Origin of the sequence: Pseudomonas sp. GM18 (assembly GCF_000282195.1) — a bacterium.
Taxonomy (GTDB): Bacteria; Pseudomonadota; Gammaproteobacteria; order Pseudomonadales; family Pseudomonadaceae; genus Aquipseudomonas.
This window is the reverse complement of record NZ_AKJT01000024.1, coordinates 1-21,101: the sequence shown is the minus strand read 5'-3', so window position 1 is coordinate 21,101 and position 21,101 is coordinate 1. Positions and strand designations below refer to the sequence as shown.

21 protein-coding genes are annotated in these 21,101 nt (G+C 60.6%); 11 read left to right on the top strand and 10 right to left on the bottom strand.

Annotated features, from left to right (window positions below; translation table 11 throughout):
- Positions 1-60: 60 nt before the first annotated feature.
- The 4 genes from PMI21_RS22810 to hcnC all read left to right on the top strand — a co-directional run bounded on the left by PMI21_RS22810 (position 61) and on the right by hcnC (position 3,628).
- Positions 61-384 (top strand): hypothetical protein, encoded by a 324-nt coding sequence (locus tag PMI21_RS22810; RefSeq protein ID WP_007934993.1) that lies wholly within the window; start codon positions 61-63, stop codon positions 382-384.
- A gap of 271 nt (positions 385-655) precedes the next feature.
- Positions 656-970, top strand: coding sequence for a (2Fe-2S)-binding protein (locus PMI21_RS22815; protein WP_007934992.1), 315 nt, complete (start codon positions 656-658; stop codon positions 968-970).
- Positions 967-2,376 carry a cyanide-forming glycine dehydrogenase subunit HcnB gene (gene hcnB, locus PMI21_RS22820; protein ID WP_007934991.1) on the top strand — a complete coding sequence of 470 codons (1,410 nt, stop codon included), beginning with the start codon at positions 967-969 and terminating at the stop codon, positions 2,374-2,376. Before PMI21_RS22815 ends, hcnB begins: the two co-directional genes overlap by 4 nt.
- On the top strand, positions 2,369-3,628 hold the full coding sequence (hcnC, locus tag PMI21_RS22825; protein ID WP_007934989.1) for a cyanide-forming glycine dehydrogenase subunit HcnC: 1,260 nt from the start codon (positions 2,369-2,371) through the stop codon (positions 3,626-3,628). Before hcnB ends, hcnC begins: the two co-directional genes overlap by 8 nt.
- A gap of 51 nt (positions 3,629-3,679) precedes the next feature.
- On the opposite strand, the gene PMI21_RS22830 is transcribed toward hcnC, so the two are convergent.
- From PMI21_RS22830 to PMI21_RS22865, 8 genes are all read right to left on the bottom strand, one after another.
- Positions 3,680-4,549 (bottom strand): isocitrate lyase/PEP mutase family protein, encoded by an 870-nt coding sequence (locus PMI21_RS22830; protein ID WP_007934986.1) that lies wholly within the window; start codon positions 4,547-4,549, stop codon positions 3,680-3,682.
- 134 nt (positions 4,550-4,683) lie between these two features.
- On the bottom strand, positions 4,684-5,718 hold the full coding sequence (gene astA, locus PMI21_RS22835; RefSeq protein ID WP_007934985.1) for an arginine N-succinyltransferase: 1,035 nt from the start codon (positions 5,716-5,718) through the stop codon (positions 4,684-4,686).
- A 61-nt stretch (positions 5,719-5,779) separates the two neighbouring features.
- Positions 5,780-6,796 carry an arginine N-succinyltransferase gene (locus PMI21_RS22840; protein WP_007934983.1) on the bottom strand — a complete coding sequence of 339 codons (1,017 nt, stop codon included), beginning with the start codon at positions 6,794-6,796 and terminating at the stop codon, positions 5,780-5,782.
- 119 nt (positions 6,797-6,915) lie between these two features.
- Entirely contained in the window at positions 6,916-8,265 is a 1,350-nt protein-coding gene (locus tag PMI21_RS22845; RefSeq protein WP_007934981.1) for an APC family permease, read from the bottom strand.
- A 55-nt stretch (positions 8,266-8,320) separates the two neighbouring features.
- Positions 8,321-9,073 (bottom strand): N-formylglutamate amidohydrolase, encoded by a 753-nt coding sequence (locus PMI21_RS22850; protein WP_007934979.1) that lies wholly within the window; start codon positions 9,071-9,073, stop codon positions 8,321-8,323.
- Positions 9,057-10,388 carry a glutamine synthetase family protein gene (locus tag PMI21_RS22855; protein ID WP_007934977.1) on the bottom strand — a complete coding sequence of 444 codons (1,332 nt, stop codon included), beginning with the start codon at positions 10,386-10,388 and terminating at the stop codon, positions 9,057-9,059. The genes PMI21_RS22850 and PMI21_RS22855 overlap by 17 nt, the downstream gene beginning before the upstream one ends.
- The gene (locus PMI21_RS22860) at positions 10,385-11,029 is read right to left on the bottom strand and encodes an isochorismatase family cysteine hydrolase (protein WP_007934976.1); all 645 of its coding nucleotides are present in this window, start codon (positions 11,027-11,029) and stop codon (positions 10,385-10,387) included. The genes PMI21_RS22855 and PMI21_RS22860 overlap by 4 nt, the downstream gene beginning before the upstream one ends.
- 2 nt (positions 11,030-11,031) lie before the next feature.
- The gene (locus PMI21_RS22865) at positions 11,032-11,886 is read right to left on the bottom strand and encodes a MurR/RpiR family transcriptional regulator (protein ID WP_007934974.1); all 855 of its coding nucleotides are present in this window, start codon (positions 11,884-11,886) and stop codon (positions 11,032-11,034) included.
- 511 nt (positions 11,887-12,397) lie between these two features.
- On the opposite strand from PMI21_RS22865, the gene PMI21_RS0127880 reads away from it, so the two are divergent.
- Both PMI21_RS0127880 and cobF read left to right on the top strand, forming a co-directional pair.
- A complete protein-coding gene (locus tag PMI21_RS0127880; protein WP_033063825.1) occupies positions 12,398-12,970 on the top strand; it encodes a histidine phosphatase family protein in 573 nt (190 codons plus the stop codon).
- Entirely contained in the window at positions 12,970-13,725 is a 756-nt protein-coding gene (gene cobF / locus PMI21_RS22870; protein ID WP_007934970.1) for a precorrin-6A synthase (deacetylating), read from the top strand. Before PMI21_RS0127880 ends, cobF begins: the two co-directional genes overlap by 1 nt.
- Positions 13,726-13,743: 18 nt before the next feature.
- Here cobF and PMI21_RS22875 read toward each other — a convergent pair whose 3' ends face one another.
- The gene (locus PMI21_RS22875; RefSeq protein WP_007934968.1) at positions 13,744-14,967 is read right to left on the bottom strand and encodes a DUF3422 domain-containing protein; all 1,224 of its coding nucleotides are present in this window, start codon (positions 14,965-14,967) and stop codon (positions 13,744-13,746) included.
- Positions 14,968-15,226: 259 nt separating this feature from the next.
- Here PMI21_RS22875 and PMI21_RS22880 point away from each other — a divergent pair, with 259 nt between their 5' ends.
- The 3 genes from PMI21_RS22880 (at position 15,227) to PMI21_RS22890 (ending at position 17,265) form a co-directional block, all read left to right on the top strand.
- Positions 15,227-16,114: a universal stress protein gene (locus PMI21_RS22880; protein WP_007934965.1), complete on the top strand. Its 888-nt coding sequence runs from the start codon at positions 15,227-15,229 to the stop codon at positions 16,112-16,114.
- Positions 16,115-16,179: 65 nt separating this feature from the next.
- The gene (locus PMI21_RS22885) at positions 16,180-16,860 is read left to right on the top strand and encodes a phosphoribosyltransferase (RefSeq protein ID WP_007934963.1); all 681 of its coding nucleotides are present in this window, start codon (positions 16,180-16,182) and stop codon (positions 16,858-16,860) included.
- A gap of 75 nt (positions 16,861-16,935) precedes the next feature.
- The gene (locus PMI21_RS22890) at positions 16,936-17,265 is read left to right on the top strand and encodes a hypothetical protein (protein ID WP_007934961.1); all 330 of its coding nucleotides are present in this window, start codon (positions 16,936-16,938) and stop codon (positions 17,263-17,265) included.
- 23 nt (positions 17,266-17,288) lie between these two features.
- Here PMI21_RS22890 and PMI21_RS22895 read toward each other — a convergent pair whose 3' ends face one another.
- The gene (locus tag PMI21_RS22895) at positions 17,289-18,191 is read right to left on the bottom strand and encodes a LysR substrate-binding domain-containing protein (RefSeq protein WP_007934959.1); all 903 of its coding nucleotides are present in this window, start codon (positions 18,189-18,191) and stop codon (positions 17,289-17,291) included.
- Between the two features lie 106 nt (positions 18,192-18,297).
- Between PMI21_RS22895 and PMI21_RS22900 the strand changes: the two genes are divergently transcribed.
- Together PMI21_RS22900 and PMI21_RS22905 are read left to right on the top strand one after the other, a co-directional pair.
- Positions 18,298-19,710: an MFS transporter gene (locus tag PMI21_RS22900; protein ID WP_007934957.1), complete on the top strand. Its 1,413-nt coding sequence runs from the start codon at positions 18,298-18,300 to the stop codon at positions 19,708-19,710.
- Entirely contained in the window at positions 19,707-20,981 is a 1,275-nt protein-coding gene (locus tag PMI21_RS22905; protein WP_007934955.1) for a glucarate dehydratase family protein, read from the top strand. The genes PMI21_RS22900 and PMI21_RS22905 overlap by 4 nt, the downstream gene beginning before the upstream one ends.
- Positions 20,982-21,101: the final 120 nt, after the last annotated feature.

The window sequence follows — 21,101 nt, the reverse complement described above, 5'->3', positions numbered from 1 at the left end:
AGCGGACGTTGATATCATCCGGCCATAACTCTAAAGGGAAGCTGCACTGTGCGCACTTTAATGGTTCGTGGCTGGATGCCAATATTTCTGTTGTTGGTGTGCCTCTTCGGCTCATCCGCCTGGGCTGCCAACACGCCGTGTTCCGGGAAAAAGGGCGGTATCGATCGTTGCGACGGCGATCTGTTCCTGTGCAATGACGGCTCCATCAGCGGTTCGAAGAAAAGCTGTTCAGCGATGTTTGGCACTAAAAGCCAGGCGCGGCCGCAGACGCTGTTGCAGGAAACCGATGGCTGCGCTTGCGGTACCGGTACGTTCTGCACCGGACCAAGAGGCGGGGTGTATTGCCTGACGCCCAGTGGCAACAAGAGTTACAAGCGCAAGTAATTCTTTCCCGGCGTTCGGTCATGCCGTCTTCGTGAGCAGGACAAAGGTGTTTTCACTGGCCTGGATCAATATTTCCTTCGGCGATATCTCCTAGCATCAAAGATCCAGCCCCATCCTGCGGTATCGACTACGGTGCTTTGACGCGCAGCTGATGCGCTGTCGAAGTACCCGTGCAGACCTTCTCGTTGTTATTAGTCAGGTGGCCCGCAAGGTGTAGTGCAGCATGGAGCTGAAGAATCTCACCTGAACCTTTCACGGATGAACAATCGCAATGCAACGCATAAACCGAACCTTCGATATCCAGCCACTGGTGCGGGCGGATATGACTGTGCGCATCAATGGTCAAACCGTCAGCGCCGCCATCGGCGAAACCGTCCTGACAGTCATTCAATCACTGGGCATTCGCCAGGTGGCCCGTAACGATCACGATCAAATCAGCGGTGCCTATTGCGGCATGGGCGTGTGCCAATGCTGCCTGGTGAAAATCGATGGCCGACACAAACGTCGCGCCTGCCAGACAATCGTGCGTGAGGGCATGAGCGTCGAAACCCGGGTCAACCGTATCGCTGGGCAGGAGGTTTTATGAGCCTGCATCCGGTGATCGTCGGCGGTGGGCCGGCGGGTATGGCCGCGGCCATTGAACTGGCGCGGCATGGTGTGCGTTGTACCTTGCTCGAAGAAGCTTCGCGCCTTGGCGGGGTGGTTTATCGCGGCCCCTTGCGCGATAACGTTCAACTGGATTACCTGGGGCCACGCTATTCGGAAGTGCTGACCAGACTGCATGGAGAATTCCAGGAGTATTCGGGCCTGATCGATGTGCGTTTGAACCACCGCGTGGTCGGCGCCGAAGGTACCCGGGCGTTGGTGGTGCTGGACATCAACGAGCATTTGCAGGAGGTCGAATACCCGCAGCTGCTGTTGGCTGCCGGTTGCCATGAGCGCAGCGTACCGTTCCCCGGCTGGACCTTGCCGGGTGTGATTCTGCTGGGTGGTTTGCAACTGCAAATCAAGAGCGGTGTCGTTCAACCGCAGGGGCCGGTGGTGATTGCCGGCACCGGTCCGCTGTTGCCGCTGGTGGCCTGCCAGCTACACGCATCAGGGGTGAGCGTCGCCGGGGTTTATGAGGCATGCGCGTTCGGCAAGATCGCCCGGGAAAGCCTCGCGCTATTGAACAAGCCGCAGTTGTTCCTCGACGGTTTGAGCATGCTCGCGTACCTGAAATTGCACGGCATCGCCATGCACTATGGTTGGGGCGTGGTCGAGGCTCAAGGTGAGGAAGAATTGAAATCAGTGACCGTCGCGCCGTACTCCAGCACCTGGGAGCCGGACCTGAGCCGCGCCGAACGGATTGCCGCGCAGACCCTGGCGGTCGGCTATGGCTTCATTCCACGCACCCAACTCAGTCAGCAAATGGGCCTGGACCACGGCTTCAGCGATGACGGCTACCTGCGGGCCAGCGCCAATGTCTGGCAGCAAAGCAGCGAACCCCACGTGCATCTGGCCGGCGACATGGGCGGGATTCGCGGTGGCGAGGCGGCCATGCTCGCGGGAAGGATCGCGGCCGTGTCGATCCTGCTGCAACGCGACGTGCTGGACTCGGAGCTGGCGCGGGTCAGGCGTGACCGTTACCTGTCGAAGCTCAAGTCCATCGTGCGTTTTCGCGCCGCCGTCGACCGTTACACCGAACGCGGTGCCGGGCAGACTGCATTGCCGGCTGCCGACACGGTGATTTGCCGCTGCGAGCATGCGACCCGCGCCGACATCGATCGGGCGCTGGAGCAGGGGGTGCAAGACCTGGCCAGCCTGAAAATGCGCACCCGCGTGAGCATGGGCGACTGTCAGGGACGGATGTGTGTCGGCTATTGCACCGACCGTTTGCGCGAAGCCACCGGACGGAAAGATGTAGGCTGGTTGCGACCGCGCTTTCCCGTCGATCCGGTTCCCTTTTCAGCGTTCCAGTCCGTCGGCATGGAGGCCGCAAGCCATGAGTAAGTTCTACGACGTGATCATTGCCGGCGGCGGTGTGATCGGGGCGTCCTGCGCCTATCAATTGTCCAAACGCAAACACCTGAAAGTCGCGCTGATCGACGCCAAGCGTCCCGGTAACGCGACCCGTGCTTCGGCCGGTGGCTTGTGGGCGATTGGTGAGTCGGTAGGCCTGGGCTGCGGGGTGATTTTCTTCCGCATGATGTCGGCCAATCGCAAGCGCGAAGCCCAGGGCGCGGCGGTGGCGGTGGATGCCGGCACGCCGCACATCCTGCCGCAGTCGTTCTTCGATTTCGCCTTGCAGTCCAACGCGATGTACCCGGATTTGCACCGGGAGTTGCAGGACAATCACGGGATGGATTTCAAGTTCGAGAAGACCGGCTTGAAATTCGTGATCTACGACGACGAAGACCGGCTCTACGCCGAGCACATCGTGGCGTGCATTCCGCACCTGGCGGATCAGGTGCGCTGGCTCGATCAAGCGGCACTGCGCGAAGCCGAGCCGAGTGTCAGCCATGAGGCGAGGGGGGCGCTGGAGTTTCTCTGCGACCATCAGGTCAGCCCGTTCCGCCTGGCCGATGCCTACACCGAAGGCGCGCGGCAAAACGGAGTGGATCTGTATTTCAACACCAACGTCACCGGCGTGCTGCACCACGGCTCGCAGGTCACCGGCGTGCAGACCTCCGAGGCCGGCGTGTTCCATTGCCATACGCTGATCAACGCCGCCGGTGCCTGGGCCGCCGACCTCAGCGAGCAGGCCACCGGCATTCGCATTCCGGTGAAACCGGTGAAGGGCCAGATCCTGCTGACCGAGCGCATGCCGAAGATCTTGCGTGGTTGCCTGACCACCAGCGACTGTTACGTGGCGCAGAAAGACAATGGCGAAATCCTGATCGGCAGCACCACCGAAGACAAAGGTTTCGACGTGACCACCACCTACGCGGAAATCAGCGGCCTGGTACAAGGCGCGGTGCGCTGCATTCCGGCGCTCGCCGACATCAACCTGAAACGTTGCTGGGCCGGATTGCGCCCAGGCTCACCGGACGAACTGCCGATTCTGGGGCCGATGAAAGGCGTGCAGGGTTACCTGAATGCCTGCGGACATTTCCGCACCGGCATCCTGACCTCGGCGATTACCGGCGTGTTGCTGGACAAACTGGTGAATAACGAGCCGTTGCCGCTGGATATCACGCCGTTTCTGGCGGATCGGTTTGAGGTGGCGCCGAAGGCCGAATCGAAAGCAGTGCACATGGTTTGACTGCACCCTCACTACAGACGCGCGAGCGCTGTGGTGAGGGCGCTTGTGCCGTCATTCTTTAACGCGCATGAACTCTTCCGCCCAACGAATGTAATCCTCCGGCTGCGTATAGGTATGCGTCAGTTCGGTCGCGTTCAGGTCGGAGGCCTGGGTGAAGATCTGGCGTTGTTCGCGCAGGCTGTCATAAGTGGCCTTGATCGCTGCGAAGTAGGCGCCATGACCGTCGATGGTGACCCGCACGCCCAATTCGGCCAGGCGTTTGTCATCGCGCAGCAGCGGGTTGCCGTAGGTGACCAGCATCAGCGGCACGCTCAGGTGCTCGGCGATCTGTTCCAGTTGGTCGAAATCCTGCACGCCGACCATGCAAACCCCGTCGGCCCCGGCTTTTTGGTAATGCTGGGTGCGGCTGATGATTTCCTGGATCGGCAGGATCCCCGCGTTGGTGCGGGCGATGATCGCCATTTCCGAATCGACCCGGGCTTCCAGCGCCGCGCGGATCTTGCCGACACCTTCGGCGACCGTGATCAGGTCGGTGGACTTGCGACCGAATTGTGCCGGCAGCAAGGTGTCTTCGATGGTCAGGGCGGCCACGCCGGCGCGTTCGAGTTCGACGATTGTGCGCATGACATTGAGCGCGTTGCCGTAGCCGTGATCCGCGTCGGCAATGACCGGCAATTGTGCTACACGGCCGATGCGGGTGGCCTGTTCGGCGAACTCACTGAGGGTGATCAACGCAAAATCGGGGGCGCCCAATACCTGCAACGACGCAACCGAACCGCCGAGAATCCCCACCTCAAAACCCAGGTCGGCGGCGATGCGTGCCGACATCGGGTCGAAGACCGAGGCCGTGTGGTAGCAGGTGTCGGACGCGAGCAGTTGGCGGAAATTACGGCGCAAATCTTGATGAGAAAGCCTGGACATACGAGTTCCACCATATAAAGGAATGGAAGGGCTTGAGCAAAAGTGTCAACGCCGAAGGAACAAAAGGCTATCACGCGGGCGAGTAAAGGATGATGACGAATTTCTTTGGCAAGTGAACGCAAGATCTTTTCCGCTCACGCCGCCACCGCCTGTTGCTGTTGGTTGCGCAGCAGCACCGCACGGACCGAGTTGCCGGGTTGCAATTGCAGGCGTTTGGCGGTGAGGCGGTCGACCATCAGGCTATTGCCCACCAGCCGCGCCCGGGCGGTGGTGATGCGGCAGCTTTCCAGGCGACGGTTGTGGATCAGCCACACCGGGGCCTGGTCGTCGGGCGTGCCGATGGCCAGCATCAATGATTGGCTGTCGCGCACCGCGCGGATTCTCGACACCGGGGCTTCGATCACCGGGCCTGCGTCGAAGATGTCGATGTAACCCTTATGGGCAAACCCTTCGGCGGTGAGGATCTTCAGCGCAGGTTCGGTGTTGGGGTGGGGCTTGCCGATCACTGCCTGGGCCTGTTCGGTAAGCAGGCAGGTGTAGAGCGGCTGGCGCGGCATCAGTTCGGCGATGAATGCTTTGCTGCCCAGTCCCGACAAGTGATCGGCATGGCTGAAATCCATCTTGAAGAAGTGCCGGCCCAGGCTGTCCCAGAACGGTGAGCAGCCATGTTCGTCGGCACTGCCGCGCAGTTCGGCAATGAGTTTGTCGCCGAACAGCTGGGGGAATTCGGCAACGAACAGCAGACGCCCCAGCGACAGCAATCGACCATGACTGCCATAGCGTTGATCGTGTCGCAGAAACAGCGAGCAGATTTCCGATTGCCCGGTCATTTCGTTGTTCAGGAACAATGTGGGGATCTGGCGCTGAATGCCCAGGTCCGGCGATGAACTGACCGTGAGCCCGACCCGGTAGTTGTACCAGGGCTCCCGCAGACCGACGGCCCCGACCAGGGCACTGACACCGACCACTTGCTGATCATCGTCTTCGAGCACAAACAGGTAGTCGGCATCCGCGCGCTCGACCTGTCCGGCGAAGGTCCGCTGGGCCCAGCGCACCCGGTGGGCCAAGCGCTCCTCGTTGGCCGGCAGGGTAGTGAACCCGGGGCCGGCCCGTTGTACCAAATCCAGTAAAGCGGGCAGGTCGGTCATTTGAACCGGGCGCAGAATCATGATGCAGCTCCTTCTTCGCGCCTGCTCGGGCGCTGTCGTTGGGCTCGGGGCCGGTGGCAGCTCACAGGGCGATCAACCGGATCGCACTGGCGTCTGTCACGTTCAGGGCCGCGCACATATCGGCGCTCAAGGCGATAGGTTGCCCGGCGCTGTAGTCCAGCTCGGCGACGATCGCGCGGTAGCCCTTCAACGAATCGTTGCTCACCAGGTAACTGCCACGGGCGTCGATGGGCGAGCCCGTTTGCACCGTGCCCGTCTGGCTCTGGGCGATGGAGCGAATGCTTGAGGTGCGGGCATACAGTGTCGGTCCGCCGTCGAACAGGTCGATGTAGCTGTTGGTCTCGAAGCCTTCGCGCGCCAGAATGTCGAAGGCCTCCTGGCCATCGGGGTGGATCCGGCCGATGCAGTCTTGTGCAGCTTGCGACAGCATCGGCACATAGATCGGGTATTGCGGCATCAGTTCCGCGAGGAACGTCCGGCTCTGCAGGCCGCAAAGCCGTTCGGCCTCGACGTAAGGCAAATCGAAGAAATGCTTGCCCAGCGCATCCCAGAACGGCGATTGCCCCTGTTCGTCGCTGTAACCGACGATCTCGGTGATCACCGCTTCGGCAAAACGCGCCGGGTGGGCGGCAATGAACAGCAGCCGCGCCCGGGACAGCAACTCGGAAAACGGCGTGCGCTCCAGCACCGAGTCGATGTGGAAACCGCGCAGCAAAGAGTGACCGCTGAGGTCTTGGCACAACGACAACGCCGGCACCCCATGCTCGATGTTCAGCTCCCGTGAGGCGCTGGTGAAATGGCGGTTGCGCAAACTGTAGAACGGCTCGCTGAACCCGGCGGTGGCGAGCACTTCCGAGCAGCCGACCAGACGGCGAGTCGTCAGGTTTTCCAGCACGAAGAAATAGTTCTCCGGGCCCTGGCCCTGAACGTCTTTTTCGAACGAAGCACAGGAATCGAGAATTTTCTCGCGCAGGCGTCCGGTGTCGTCCGGCAAGGACGTGACCCCCACCAGACTGTCGCGCGCCAGCTGCTGCAACTGGGGCAGGTCGGTTAACTCGACTGGACGTAAGACCAGCATGGACATACTCCTGTATCAAAGGGTTCGGCGGCTTGCACCGAACCTGACTATCACTGTCGGTTTCCACGCGTTAAATCGGCGGACGCCTGAAATCGTGTCAGACGTTGCCCTTTTTCTTGTCAGCCATTGCTTGGGTCGGGCAGCGCCGTGCTGGCACCCAGCTTGTTGAGGAAGAACAGATAGACCAGGCCCAGGGCAATCCAGATCAGGCCGAGTTTCTGTGCATCGACGCCCATGTTGTACATGATGGCCGCGACGATGATGAAGCCGATGACCGGGCAGAGCAGGTGACGGATCACCTGGCCGGATTGCTGCCGGCGCCAGTAGTAGTTGATCACGGTCAGGTGCAGCAGCATGAAGCCGCTCAGGGCGCCGAAGTTCACCAGGGAGGTGAGGGTGTCCACCGAGTTGATGAACAGGTAGCAGATCACCAGTGACAGCACCGCCACCAGATAAATGCTCAAGTACGGCGTGTTGTGTCTGGGGTGCACCTTGGCCAGCACTTTCGGCAGTTTGCCGTCCCGGGCCATGCCGAACAGCAGTCGCGAAACCGCCGCTTGGGAGGTAATGGCGACCGCCACACCCCAGGCCAGCGCGGTAGCCACGGCGGTCAGGGTCGCCAGCCAGCTGCCGGCGGCGATTTCGGCGATTTCATAGAACGCGGTGTCGGCGGACTTGAAGCCCAGGCCGGCGGCCAGGTCGGTGGCAATCCAGGTCTGCACGACGAAGATCACGCCCATCACCAGCAACGTGATCAGCGCAGCCTTGCCGACGCTGCGGCCCGGATCGCCCTTGATCTCTTCGGCGAGGGTGGAAATGGCATCGAAACCGAGGAACGACAGCACCGCAATCGACACCGCTTGCATCAGCAGGGCGAAGTTGAAGGTTTCGGGGTTGTACAGCGGCGCCAGGGTCAGCTGACCGTTACCGCCGCCACTGTGCAAGGCATTCCAGGCGTAGAACAGGAAAATCCCCAGCACCACCAGTTGCGCCAGCAGGAAGATGATGTTCATCCGCGCGGTGAAGGTGATACCCCGCAGGTTGACGAAAGTGGCGCTGACCAGAAAGGCCAGGATGAAGCCGACTTTCGGGATGTCCGGGTACAAATGATTCAACGCCATCGCTGCGTACACGTAGAGCAGCGGTGGAATCAGCAGGTAATCGAGCAGCATCAGCCAGCCGGCGATAAACCCGACATGTTGGTTGAGGCCGCGTTGTGCGTAGGAATACACCGAGCCCGCCACCGGAAAGGCCCGGGCCATGCTGCCGTAACTGAGGGCGGTGAACAGCATCGCCACCATGCCGATGATGTAGGCCAGCGGCACCATGCCGGGTGCTTCGGCGTTGACGTAGCCATACACGCCGAACGGTGCGATGGGGATCATGAAGATCATCCCGTACACCACCAGGTCGGTCAGTGACAGGCTACGTTTCAACTCTTGCCTGTAGCCGAATTCTTCAATGTCCATGAAGTCGTTCTCCTTGATATGAAAGCAGCTGCACGCTGCGAGTTTGAAGCTGTTGCTATAGCAGCGGCGCCAGATAGTCGGTCCAGCGACTGACGTCCTCGTGCGTGCGCAGCAGATCGTTGCGCACCTCGATCAGCACCGAGTCCAGCCCGCGTGCGTCGCCGTGAACCGGTACGGTCATGTCACCCAGCGGATCGACTTTGTACGGCTGATTACCGGCGACTTTCAATGGATGCCGGCTCAGCCCGTCGATTACTCGCTGGGCGTACTCCCAAGCCTTCCCGTACAGCACGCCGACTTCCAGCGGCCGTGGCTGGCCGTAATATATCGGCGTGAAACTGTGAATCCCCACCACTCGAACCGGTTTATTTTGCTCCACGCGGGTGTCGATCAAGGTTTGCAGGCGTGCATGAAACGGTTTGAACAGGCAGTGCCGGCGGTATTCGCGGGTGGCCTCGTCCAGATCGCGATTGCCCGGCACCTGATAAATCTCGCTCTGCAACGGGATGCTGTCCGGCGCATGACGCGGGCGGTTGAGGTCGATCAACAGCCGTGAATAGTTGGCCGCCAACAGGGTCGCGCCCAGCGCTTCGGCCAAGCCCTCGGCCAGCGCCAGGGCGCCGATGTCCCAGGCGATGTGTTCGCGGGCGGCCTCGTCGCTCAGGCCCAGGTCGTTTAACCCGTCCGGGATAAAACGACTGGCGTGTTCACACACCAGAATCAGCGGGTGCTCGGAAGCTTCCCGGCTCAGGGTGTAGGCAGGCTGGGTGTAGAGGCCCAGTTCGGCGGATTCAGTACAGGCGCGCATAGTGCTCACAGAGGTCGGCGGGCGAGAGCTGTTCCGTCAGCGTCAATTCCTCGGTTTTCAGGGCGAAGTAGGTGTCCAGCAAGGCGCTTGGCAGGGCTTCGATCAGCGCCTCGCTGTGGCGCAGGCAATCCAGTGCCAGGGACAACGACGCGGGCAGGGCGACGATGCCGCGGGCCTGGCGTTGCTCTTCGTTCAGGGAGTCAGGGATTTCATCGGTGATCGCGTTCAACGCCAGGCGCTGCTCGATACCCAGGCGCCCGGCGATCAGCAATGCAGCCATGGCCAGGTGCGGTGAGGCGGTGGCGTCCATGGCGCGAAATTCCAGGTTGTACTGCTTGGCCACGGATTTGCCGCCCAGGCTGACGGTCGGGCAAATCCGCAGCGCCGCTTCGCGGTTGCGTTGGCCGAGACAGGCGTAGGAAGCGCTCCAGTGATGGGGCTGCAAGCGTTCATAGGAGATCGGCGTCGGCGCGGTGAACGCACAGAGCGCCGGCAAGTAATGCAGAACGCCGGCGGCCCAATGCTGGCCGAGGGTCGACAGGCCGTTGGCGGTGTCGGCGTCATACATCACCGGTTGGCCGGCCAGGTCTTGCAGGCTCACGTGCAAATGCACGCCGTTGCACACGGCATGCTCGGCCGTCTTGGGGGCGAAACTCAGGTTGAGGCCCATTTGCCGGGCGATCTCTCGGGTGATCTCGCGCACGTTCACCGCGCGGTCGGCGGCAGCGACACCAAGGGCCGGGCGGCAGGTGATTTCGTATTGGTGCTTGCCGTATTCCGGCAGGAACATTTCCGGCTCCACACCGCCGGCACGCAGTGCACTGAGCAGCCAGCCGCCAAATCCGGCACCCTGGCGCTGGGCTTCCAGGGAGAACGCCAAGTGCTCCGCCGCGCCGCTGTCGAGGTTGAATTCATGTTCGAACGCGGCGTTGATCTGCAAACCCAGCTCTTCGCGATAGCGCTCCACCTCGTTGCGCAATAGTGTGCGCGGGCAGGCGCCCCACGGACGGCCGTCGGTTTCGCGAATGTCGCCGTGAATGAAGTCCAGCGCTGGGGCATTGGCATCCGGGCCGTTGTTGACGGTCACGCGGCTGCTCAAGTCGGGAATCAGCCGTAAATCCCCATAAGCGCCCCAGGGGTTGCTGGAGGCGATGATGTCTTGCGGGGTCAGGGCGCTGTTGGCCGGCACCCAGCCGCAACCGGCCACTTGATAGGCATCGAGTTCGTCGGTGGGGAAGGAACGGCCGCGTGTCACGCCGATCAGGTCGGTGGTGACGATGGTGGTCATGGGCAGCGGCAACAGGCGTTCGTTCATGGCTGCATCTCCTGCAACCGGCCGAGCAAGGTCTGGGTGTCGGTGATCCAGCAATAACCCTTGATGGCGTTCAGGCAGGCGTGATGCCGCTGTTCGGTGTAAGTGGCGCAGGCATCTTCGACCAACGTCACCAGGTAGCCACGGTCGGCGGCGTCGCGCACGGCCATGTCGACGCATTGGTCGGTGACGATGCCGGCGATGATCAGGTGTCGGGTTTCAAGGTTGCGCAGCACGTAGTCGATGTTGGTGGAGTTGAACACCCCGGAAGAAGTCTTGGGCAGCACGATTTCGTTTTCGGTCGGCGTCAGCTCTTCGATGATTTGCGCTTGCGAGCTGCCCTTGGGCAGGTGTATGTCCGAGAGTTTGTGATCCAGCGAACGATCGCGGCCATCGGCGGTGAGGCTTTCGATGAGTGTGTGCAACACGTTTTGCCGGGCGCTGCGAAAGGCGTCGAGCAGCCTGCGTTGATTGGGCACCACCTGCGTGCGGACGCGGGCCAGGAAGTAGCCAGCATCCGGCTCGTGGAGGTGCGGGTCGAACTGCGGCTCGAGCCAGGCACGTTGCATGTCCACCAGCAACAGCGCGGTGTGATCGGCGGCAAACGGCAAGTCCCGGGGCGAATGGTGGGGGAGCATGAACATCCTTATTTATCCTCCAGCAGGTGAGTGTCGAAGTCGGCTCGCAGGGCATCGATGCCTTCCAGGCGATCGGCCAGATCCGGGCTGCGCAGGGTCAGGCAGGCAATCAGTGCTTCAACCTGGGCCAGCGCCGGCACCATCGAGTCGAAGGCCGATGCCGATTCCACCGGTGCGCTGATGATCAGGTCGGCTATTTCCCGCAGCGGTGATGCGTAGATGTCGGTGAACAGCACGACGCGCGCATGTCGGCTCTTCGCGGCGTTGGCAACCCGCAGGGCCTGGGACTGATAGCGGCGATAGTCGAACACCAGCAACACGTCCTGACGCTGCACGTCGAACAATCGGTCCGGCAATTGCGAGTTGTCTTCCAGGGCGAAACAGCCGGGCCGCAGCAGGCGCAGGTGGTTGAGCAGGCAGTTGGCGAGGAAACCGCTGAAGCGACCGCCGAAGCAATGGATCTGGTGGCGGGTGTCGAGCAGCCATTCCACCAGAATGCGTACATCTTCGGGTTGGGTCAGCGCCTGGGTTTCTACCAGTGCCCGATGACTGTCCGCCAGATAGTGGCTCCAGGGGTCATCTTTCTTGAGTTGGGCGCGGGGTTGCAACAGGCTGCTGGGGGAGCGCAGGCGGTGATCCATGTCACTGAGCAAGGCTTCCTGAAAATCGGCGTAACCGCTGAAACCAAGCTTTTTGACCAGTCGCACAATGGTCGGATCGCTGACACCTGCATGTTCGGCCAAACGTGACATCGGTCCCAGCCCGTTACGCGGGTACTGGTCCAGCAAGGCACGTATGACTTTGCGATCCGATGGCGTGAGGTCCAGGCCGGGATCGGTGATCAGGTCTCTGAGAGGGGGCATCCGGGCTCCTGCTGGATGGGGGTGTCGGTTTCATTTCATAAATCACCAAATTAGTATTTATGTAACGCACGCTACATGTCTAGTGAATTTTTGTGCGGATTTTCAAAGCACTAAAATGGGGCAAAACCCCCGTGCGTGCGGGGCTGCGTGGATGTCGACAGGCTGTGTAAGACATCGCCCATAGGGGTGTGAGATATCGATCCTGCTCAGGAATAAAATGGGCGCTGCGAGCCCGAGCCGTAGCAGCTGCCGAGCCCGCGAGGCTGCGTTCGGCTGCGTAGCGGTCGTAAAATCAGGCACTGCGGTCCATCAGACACACTGTGCTCTCAGGGTTTACGACCGCTACGCAGCCGAACGCAGCCTCGCAAGCTCGACAGCTGCTACCGGCGAACGCAGCCTCGCAAGCTCGACAGCTGCTACGAGGAAGGCGCCCAGAGTGCGCTTGCGGCACAATGAGCCGATTGTTCGCGGCATCGTGCCGTTTTTCATCCCATCGACAGAGAGATCCTCCGTGCCGGCGACCCGCTTGACCCTGATTTGCCACGCTCGAACCGTCGCGCAGAAACTGGCGCGTTTTCCTACGAATGAACCCGTGGAAATGGATTGGCAATCGGCGAAGGGCTCGCGCTGTCGTCAGTTCAAGCGAGCGCCACGCCTGCTCTGCGGCCCGGAACTGCGGACCCGGCAAACCGCTGAGCTGTTTGGCGACAACGTGGAGATTGTCACGGCACTGGGGGATTGCGATTTCGGACGCTGGAAAGGCACGTCGATCGACGACCTGCAAAAATCCGAACCCGAGACGCTCAAGGACTGGCTCAGCGACCCGACGTCGGCGCCCCACGGTGGAGAATCGGTGGTGCAGCTCGGCGAGCGGGTAGCCGCGTGGTTGAAGACCCTCGAGGCAACGCCGGGGCATATCGTTGCCATCACCCATCCGTTTGTCATTCGCGCCGCGCTAATGCAGGTGTTGCAGGGCGCGGCGTTCAACCAGATCGACGTCGAACCGTTGTCGGCCATCGAATTGCGGTTCAACGGTCGCTGGCGGCTACGCTTGACGGGCATGGACCCTGAAGGAGCGCTGTGATGAAAAAACTTCTGGTCATCGGTGTCGGCGCCGGCAACCCCGACTACATCACGATGCAGGCGGTGAAGGCGCTGAACCGGGTCGACGTGTTTTTCCTCATGGACAAGGGCCAGAGCAAAGACAAACTGATCGACCTGCGCCGCGAGATCTGCGAGCGCTACATCACCGATCACGACTACCGCTTCGTCGAAGCCCACAGCCCGGAGCGTGAGCGCGGCGATGTGGACTACAACGCCAGCGTCGAAGACCTGAACCGTGCCAAGCAGCAGACGTTCGAGCGGCTGATCAACGAGGAAATGACCGACGACCAGTGCGCCGGTTTTCTGGTGTGGGGCGATCCGGCGTTGTACGACAGCACCATTCGGATCCTGCAGGCGATTCTGGCGTCAGGTCGTTGTGCGTTCGAGTTCGAGGTGATCCCCGGCATCACCAGCGTGCAGGCGTTGGCGGCGCAACATAAGGTGCCACTGAATAGCATCGGCCGCTCGATTGAAATCACCACCGGCCGACGGCTGGCGGCCGGCCAGGTAAGCGATGCCGACAGCCTGGTGGTGATGCTGGATGCACAAGATGCCTACCATCACGTGGCCGACCGGGAGACAGAGATTTACTGGGGGGCTTATCTGGGGACGCCGGATGAAATCCTGATCAGCGGCAAGCTCAAAGACGTGGCCGATGAGATTGAGCGGGTGCGCAAGGCGGCGCGGCTGGCGAACGGGTGGATCATGGATACCTACCTGTTGCGCAAGCCTTGAACGCCGCCAGCCGATTGATCAGTGTTCTTTGGCCTTTCTGATCCTGATCAAAATAAACAGCAGGATGCACAGCGCGAGCGGAGTCATGGCCAGCATGGCGTCCCGCGCGGAAATGTCCGCGCCAAGGGTGTGCAGGCCCGAGTAGAACAGCTTGAACAGGCTCAGCAAATAATAGGTGATGGCGATAATCGACAAGCCTTCGACTGCACGCTGGATTTTGATTTGGGTATCGGCGCGAGCGTTCAGGCTTCTCAGGATTTCCGAGTTCTGCTCTTCCATTTCAACCTGCACCCGCGCCTGCAGCAGATCCCCGAGATTGGCTACGCTTTTGGCCAGTTGCTCCAGGCGTTGTTCGGTGACGTCACAGTACCTGACGGTGGGTTTGAAGCGTCTTTCGATGAAGATACCCAGCCGCTGACAATCACCTACGTGAGTTTCCCTGAGTTCGCCCAAACGCTCGAAAACCAGCTGGGCATACGCTTGGGTGGCGCTGAAGCGGTGTCGGGTTTTCGCGGTGCTGCTGACCACTTGCGCTGACAGGCTGGCGATGTCGGTCAGCAGCTCTTTGGCATTGCCGGTATCGGGGCCGGCGTTACGCTCCGAAAGGTTGACCAATGTCTTGTCGAAGACGTTGAGCTGAACGCTCAAGGTTTTCGCGGTGGTAAGGGAAAGCGACGCCATCATGCGGTAGGTTTCGATTTCCAGCAGACGGCGGATCATCCGGCCTTGGCGATAGGCATTCAGGCGCTTGTTGACGAAGAGGAAACGGTTGGTGCCGTCCTCGCTCAGGCGAAAATCGCTCCAGACCGTCGCATCGCCACCGCCTATGCATGAGCCACAAGGGTCTTTGAATCCATAAACCGACAGGTCGCCGGAAAAAGACGCGTCGTTGCGCACCACAATCTGCACGGCGTTGATTACGTGCTGCATGAAGGGTTCGACCCGGTCCATCAAGGTCTTGGGCGGCTGGCTCCAGTAGGGCTCGTGACTGGAAGAGGGCACCACCAGCGTCAGCGTCAGGAACTCCGCGTGCCGCTCCCACTTCAAGGCATGCCCCTCCAGCCTGGTGATGCCCTGGGCCGCATCCGGGTCGACGGGGCCGGGGCAGCAGCGACTCAGCAGGGTGTCGCATTGCCCGTCATTAGCCAGAAACGCCAGATGAAACACATGGGCGGGCTCGTCGAAATACAGCGAAGGGCGCGCGTGCAACTCATTGTGCAGGGTCAGTCTTTGCGGGTGCATGCTATCGAGGCCATGTTGGAGTTGTTTGTTTTTGGGACTGGGTGACCCATGGTCGAGTCACATTCAAACCCCGACCATCGACCATCCGGTGGGCATTCCCACAACACCGTTGTGAACTATTCTTTCCCAAGTGAGCACCTTCAATGCCGCCCACAGGGAATTGATATGAATCAAGGCCCAAGAGACTTTAAGGGAGGAGTCTGGGCTAACGCCGGGTTGTTGACCTGGCGAAAACGCCATCGCTGTCCGGAGTCAGATCATGAGCCAGTATCAACGGTTATTACTGATCATCAACCCGCTCCTGCGCCAGTCTCCCGCGCTCAACCATGCCGCTGCCGTGGCCAAGGCCAGTGGGGCGAGTTTGCATATTGCTGCGCTGATCCCCTCGTTGGACATTCTGTCGTTGCTCGAAGAGGGCGACCGGAAAGTGGCACGGGCGAGCTACCTGCAGGAACACCACGACTGGCTCAAGGAGCAGGCGCAAAAGATGCAGGGCAGGGGGATCGAGGTGACAACCGAGGTCGCCTGGGCTGACAACATGCGCGAGGACATCCTTGATCACGTCACGGAAATGCACCCCGATCTGTTGATCAAGCAAGTGCAGCATGAGCCCGTGCTCAAGCGTGCGTTCTTTACGCCACTGGACTGGCGTTTATTGCGCCATTGTCCGGTGCCGGTCTATCTGGTGGGGGCCCAAAGCCATGCCTTGCCGCAGAAGGTGGTGGCCGCGGTTGATGTTGTCGATACCGAGCCTTCGAATAGCGAACTCAATGACCGGATCATCCTGCAGGCGTCTGCCCTTGCGCTGCAATGCAATGCCGAGTTGCATCTGCTGTACGCGTGTGACATTCCGGCCGCTTTTCTGGCGGATCTGGGCGGTGGCCTGACGCTATCGGAGCTTACCCGGGAATTGCGCAAGGACCTGGAAACCTCATTCCTCAAGCTGGCCGCCCGGTTCGGTGTACCCCCTGAATGCCGGCATTTCCTCACGGGGCATCCTGTGTCGGCGCTGAGTGAGTTCGCCCACGAACACCAGATAGATGTGATCGTGATGGGTAGAACGCAATACGGCAGCCTGGAGAAACTGCTCGGCAGCACAACCGAGCATATTCTGTATCAGGTGCCTTGCAGCGTTCTGGCGGTGTAGTCGCGAGCATCTTTAGCGAAATTGACTTGCCCGTTTTGGGGCTCCCGCCCCAGGGAGGTTTTCAGATGAATCACAGTCCTTCATTGCAAACCATCTTGCATGACCGGGTTGATGCCGGCCGAAGCCTGGTGGAACCGTTGCTTAAATACGCTAAAAGAGCCGATGTCATCATCCTCGCCTTGCCCCGTGGCGGCGTGCCGGTCGCCTATGAAGTGGCCACGGCCCTGGAGGTTCGCCTGGACCTGATGCTGGTCCGCAAGCTGGGCGTGCCGTCCCACCAGGAATTCGCCATGGGCGCTATCGCCAGCGGTGGCATTCAAATCGTTAATGACGATGCGCTGCGGGCTAATGGCATCGACCAGCGTACGCTCGACGTGGTGGTGGCGAAGGAAACGCAGGAAATGTTGCGTCGCGAGCAGGTATTCCGGGAATCCCGTGGGCCTTTGGCGCTCAAGGATCAAGTGGTGATTCTGATCGATGACGGCCTGGCGACAGGGGCCACGATGATGGCCGCGATACAGGCCGTGCGCTTGCACGCGCCATCGCGCATCGTCGTTGCCGTGCCGGTGGCCCCCATGGAAACGGCAGAGGCGCTGCGTGACGAAGTGGACGAGCTGATTTGTCCGCTCATCCCCGATTGGATGATATCGATCGGCCATTGGTACACGGACTTTACTCAGACGTCGGACCAGGAAGTCATCGATCTTTTACATCGGGCCTGGCAGAGAGAATCAGTGATGAAATGAGGCAAACTGCTGGCCCCCCGATCTCCGGTTCGTTGTCAGACTTGCTTTCTTTTCAGCAGGTTAGGCATTGGCGATATGCGGACTTTGGTATGGATGACTGCAACGTTTGTCCTGGTGGCTATCTCGCTTGGAGCCCAGGCAAAGGAACTGAGCAAGAACTCTCGCTATGTATGCAGCTGGGGCTCGGAAATAGCCGAGGGCGCGCAAGCCTCGAAACTGTCCGGGCTCACGCTTTACGGGGCACGCAAGAAGCTGCAATCGCGCAAGTTTCCCCGGCCGTGGATGCGCATGACGGCCATGGGTATCACGGAGCAAACCTATAACAGCCCTTCGCGTCTCAAGCCTGCAGGCATCAAGCAAACGTATTACGAGCAATGCATCCGGCATGAGTTGGCGCAACGGTAATTCGCCGGTCGTAGGAGCCGCTCCTACGACCCCCATCCCTCCCGCACCGCCTTGCGAATCCCCTCCAGCAACATCGCAAACGCCGGGTTGTCATTGTTCTCGCGCCAGATCAAATGCAGCTCGCTTTGCACACCTTCCCCCAGATCGATATCGCGGAACACCACGTTCTTGAACACCACGCTGGTGGCGCAGCGCGGCACCAGGGCCAGGCCCATGCCGGCGTTGACCAGCGCCAGAATCGTCAGTGATGAGCCGAGCCACTGTACGTATTCCGGAGCAACGCGGGCCGAGCGGAGCATGCCGGTCAGCAGTTCGTTGAACGGCGGATAGGCCGCATGGGAATACATGAGGAACGGTTGTGCATCCAGGTCTTTGACGGACACGGTTTGTGCGCTGGCCAGCCGATGGTTGCTGGGCACGGCCAACACAAAGGGTTCACGCACCAGGCATTCAGTGGCATAGCCCGGCTCCAGCAAGGGCGCCCGGACGATGCCCAGATCGATACGACGGGCGCGAAGGGCTTCGTGCTGCTGATAGGTATTCATTTCCGACAGATCGATTTTGACCTGAGGCTGTTTGAGCCGTGCTTCGGCAATGACTTTGGGCAGGAATTCGTACACCGCGCTGCCGACAAAGCTGATGTTGACCGAACCGATATCGCCTTCGGCGAAGCGCCGGGCGGTGACGGCTGCTTGCTGGGCGCGCTCCAGCAGGTTCTGGGCTTCGATGAAGAACGCGCGGCCGGCGGCGGTCAGGGCGACGCTGCGGGTGCTGCGGGTGAACAACTCGACGCCCAGGTGATGCTCTAACAGTTGAATCTGCCGACTGAGGGGCGGTTGAGTCATGTTCAACCGTTCGGCGGCGCGGCGGAAGTTGAGTTCGGTGGCCACGGTGGTGAAGCAGCGCAGTTGCGTCAGTTCGAACATTGATCTAATCCAGGTATCAATCGAATGCCAAGTTAGATTAGACGGGATCAATAGGTGCGTCCATGATCGGCTCTCCCCTAAAAAAACAATGAACGGGAGTCGCCCCTTGAATAACCATCTGAGTCCGCCGGACTCCACCGTCCTTGCCCGAGCAGCGGCCAAGGTCAAGCGCCATGTGCTGCCGCTGTTCGTGGTGATGTTCATCGTCAATTACATCGACCGGGTCAACATCGGCTTCGTACGCAGCCACCTGGAAACCGACCTGGGCATCGGCGCCGCGGCCTATGGCTTGGGTGCCGGACTGTTCTTCATCGGTTACGCCATTTTCGAAGTGCCTTCCAATATGCTGCTGCAACGCTACGGCGCCCGTGCCTGGCTGACGCGCATCATGTTCACCTGGGGTGCGGCGGCGATGGCCATGGCCTTCGTGCGCGGCGAAACCAGTTTCTATGTGCTGCGCTTCATTCTTGGCGCCGCCGAGGCGGGTTTTTTTCCCGGCATCATTTATTACTTCACTCAATGGCTACCGTCGACGGAGCGGGGCAAGGCCATGGCGATCTTCCTCAGCGGCTCGGCCATTGCCTCGGTGATTTCCGGTCCGGTGTCCGGCGCGCTGTTGCATGTCAGCGGTCTGAGCCTGCATGGCTGGCAGTGGATGTTCCTGATTGAAGGCTTCGCTTCCATCGTGCTGTGCGGGTTCGTCTGGTTCTGGCTGCAATCCCATCCGCGTCAGGCGAACTGGCTGAGCGCCGAAGAAAAGAACGCGCTGGTCAGTGCCATTACCCTGGAACAACAGGCTCGCGAAGCCGTGCAGACGGTCAAACCGTCGATGTTCAAATTGCTCGCCGACAAGCAAATCGCGCTGTTCTGCTTCATCTACTTTTCCATCGCCCTGACCATTTATGGTGCCACGTTCTGGCTGCCGAGCATGATCAAGAAGATGGGCAACCTGGGCGACTTCCAGGTCGGCCTGTTCAACTCGATCCCGTGGATCATTTCCATCCTGGCGATGTACGGCTTCGCCGCCATGGCCAGCAAATGGAAATACCAGCAAGCCTGGGTGGCCGTAACGCTGGTGATTGCTGCGTTCGGCATGTTCATGTCCACCACCGGCGGGCCGATCTTCGCCTTCGTCGCCATCTGCTTCGCGGCCATCGGTTTCAAAGCGGCTTCGGCGTTGTTCTGGCCGATTCCCCAAGGCTATCTGGATGCGCGTATCGCCGCGGCGGTAATCGCCTTGATCAACTCCATCGGCAACCTCGGCGGTTTCGTCGCACCGACCGCGTTCGGTTTCCTGGAGCAGACCACCGGTTCCATCGAAGGCGGTTTGTACGGCCTGGCGGCGACCTCGCTGGTGGCGGCCGTGGTGATCTTTTTTGCCCGTACGGCCCCCCGTGGTGATACGCACCGTTCACTCACCGGTAAACCGGTCGAAGCCGTGACGCCGAAAAATGCAGCAGCAAAAAATTCAGTCAGTCATCAAGCCTTGAATGCCAAGCCAAAGGGAGCCGCCTCTTGAAAATCAAACGAGTCACCGTCACCCCCATCGCCTTCCGTGATCCGCCGCTGCTCAATGCCAGCGGTATTCACGAACCCTTCGCGCTGCGCTCGATCATCGAGATCGAGAGCGACAATGGCTACATCGGCCTGGGCGAAAGCTACGGCGACGCCCCGGCACTGGCGATCCAGCAGCAACTGCAAGATCAGTTGATCGGCCTCGACCCGTTTAACCTCAACCAGTTGCGCGCCATCGTGCAGGCCACCGTCGCGGCGAACAAAACCCAGAGCATCGCCGGTGCGGAACTGGCCCCCGGTTCCCATGCCAGCAAAGCGGTAAGTAACGCGTATTCGGCGTTCGAAGTGGCGTTTCTCGATCTCCAGGCGCACTCGCTCAACGTGCCGCTGGTGGACCTGCTGGGCGGGGCGATTCGTGATGAAATTCCGTTCAGCGCCTATCTGTTCTTCAAGTACGCGCAACACATCGACTCACCGTATAAACCGGACAACTGGGGCGAGGCGCTGAACGAAGAGCAGATCGTCGCCCAGGCCCGGCGCATGATTGAGGCCTACGGTTTCAAGAGCATCAAGCTCAAGGCCGGTACACTGCCGCCGGAGCACGAAGTGTCGTGCATCAAGGCACTGAAAAAGGCCTTCCCCGGTTACCCGCTGCGCATCGACCCGAACGGCAACTGGTCGCTGGAAACCTCGATTCGCATGGCGGAGCTGCTGGGCGACGACCTGCAATATTACGAAGACCCGACGCCGGGCCTCGACGGCATGGCCGAGTTGCACAAACGCACCGGTCTGCCGCTGGCGACCAATATGGTGGTCACTGACTTTGATGAATTCCGCCGCAGCGTGGCCCTGAACAGCGTGCAGATCGTGCTCGCCGATCATCACTATTGGGGCGGCCTTCGTGACACCCAGGTGCTGGCGAAAATGTGCGACACCTTCGGCCTTGGCGTGTCCATGCATTCCAATTCGCACCTGGGCATCAGCCTGATGGCCATGGCGCATGTCGCCGCTTCGGTGCCCAACCTCGATTACGCCTGCGACACCCATTACCCCTGGCAGGAACCGGACGAAGAAGTGATCAAGGGCGGCAAACTACCGATCGTCGATGGCTGCGTGAAAATCACCCGTGCGCCTGGTTTGGGCCTTGAGCTGGATCACGATCAATTGGCCAGGCTGCACGATCAATACCTGACCTGCGGCATTCGCCAGCGCGATGACGTGAAGCAGATGCAGCGTTATAAGCCGGAGTGGAAGACGGTCAAACCACGGTTTTGACTTCGCAGGGTCTTGTAGCAGCTGGCGAAGCCTGCGTTCGGCTGCGTAGCAGTCGTAAAATCAGTCACTGCGTTCCGTCAGGCACACTGTGCATTCATGGTTTACGACTGCTACGCAGCC